The sequence below is a fragment of the Mesorhizobium sp. M7A.F.Ca.ET.027.02.1.1 genome (assembly GCF_004022985.1).
GTDB lineage: Bacteria > Pseudomonadota > Alphaproteobacteria > Rhizobiales > Rhizobiaceae > Mesorhizobium.
In genome coordinates, this window is the sequence record NZ_RZOL01000746.1 from 1 (window position 1) to 1369 (window position 1369).

At 61.3% G+C, this 1369-nt stretch carries 2 protein-coding genes; both read left to right on the top strand.

Going from position 1 to position 1369, the window contains the following annotated elements:
• Positions 1-47: 47 nt before the first annotated feature.
• Positions 48-683 carry an SGNH/GDSL hydrolase family protein gene (locus EN749_RS35815; RefSeq protein WP_127810318.1) on the top strand — a complete coding sequence of 212 codons (636 nt, stop codon included), beginning with the start codon at positions 48-50 and terminating at the stop codon, positions 681-683.
• A 222-nt stretch (positions 684-905) separates the two neighbouring features.
• A partial coding sequence (locus tag EN749_RS35820) for an FAD-dependent oxidoreductase (RefSeq protein WP_128364937.1) occupies positions 906-1369 on the top strand: 464 nt, incomplete at its 3' end.

Sequence of the window (1369 nt, forward strand, 5' to 3'; positions counted from 1 at the left end):
GTGCGCTGGCGGTTGAGGCGCGGCTCGATTAACGCACAGGTGGGCGCATGAAGACGGTTCTTTGCTACGGCGACTCGCTAACCTGGGGCTACAATGCCGAAGGTGGCCGCCATGCGCTGGAAGACCGCTGGCCGAGCGTGCTGCAGGCAGCGTTAGGCGCCGGCGTGCAAGTGATTGCCGATGGCCTCAACGGCCGCACCACGGCCTTCGACGATCATCTGGCCGGTGCGGACCGCAACGGTGCAAAACTGCTGCCAACCGTCCTGACGACCCATGCGCCGATCGACCTGATTGCCATCATGCTCGGCGCCAACGACATGAAGCCGTGGATCCACGGCAATCCCGTCGCGGCCAAGCAGGGCATTCAGCGGCTGATCGACATCGTGCGCGGTCACGACTATCCGTTCGACTGGCCCGCGCCGCAGATACTGATCGTCTCGCCGCCTGTCGTCAGCCGCACCGAAAATGCCGACTTCAAGGAAATGTTCGCCGGTGGCGATGACGCCTCGAAGTTTTTGGCACCGCAATATGCCGCGCTCGCCGACGAAGCCGGCTGTGGCTTCTTCGACGCCGGCAGCGTGGCGCAAACCACCCCTCTCGACGGCGTCCATCTCGACGCCGAAAACACGCGAAACATCGGCAAGGCGCTGGCGCCGCTGGTGCGTGTGATGTTAGCGACATGATAGTCGATGCATTTCTGATCATCGGCATCTGGTTGGCTGTGCATTGGCAAGGCCGCCGAAGTCGGCTTCTTGCAGGCTACGCGCTTCTAGGGCTCTGGGTTTCCGATGCCCTTTCGGTATTGATGCATGAGCCCGCTTTCAGGCCTCCAATGCTGAAGCAAGAGCCATGGTCGATACCAAAACCTTCTTTCGGTGAAGCCTCGCTTCAATAAGGACCATAAAATGTCTGAATCCTACGACGTCATCATCATCGGCTCCGGCCCTGGCGGCTATGTCACCGCGGTGCGTTCCGCGCAACTCGGCTTCAAGACGGCGATCGTCGAGCGCGAGCATCTCGGCGGCATTTGCCTTAACTGGGGCTGCATCCCGACCAAGGCGCTGCTGCGCTCGGCCGAGATCATGCACTATTCGGATCACCTGAAGGATTACGGGTTGAAGCTCGACGGCAAAGTCAGCGTCGATACAGCGGCCGTGGTCGATCGCTCGCGAAAGGTCTCGCTGCGGTTGAATGGCGGCGTTGCCTTCCTGATGAAGAAGAACAAGGTCGACGTCATCTGGGGCGAGGCCAAGCTTTCGAAGCCGGGCGAAATCGTCGTGTCCAAGACGGCCAAGAAGCCGATGGAGCCGCAGCCGCCGGTGCCGAAAGGCGTCAAGGGCGAGGGCACCTACACCGCCAAGCACATCAT

What these genes read in the sequence shown, in the direction of transcription:
- EN749_RS35815 (WP_127810318.1), top strand. Translation starts at nt 48, where the DNA reads ATGAAGACGGTTCTTTGCTACGGCGACTCGCTAACCTGGGGCTACAAT.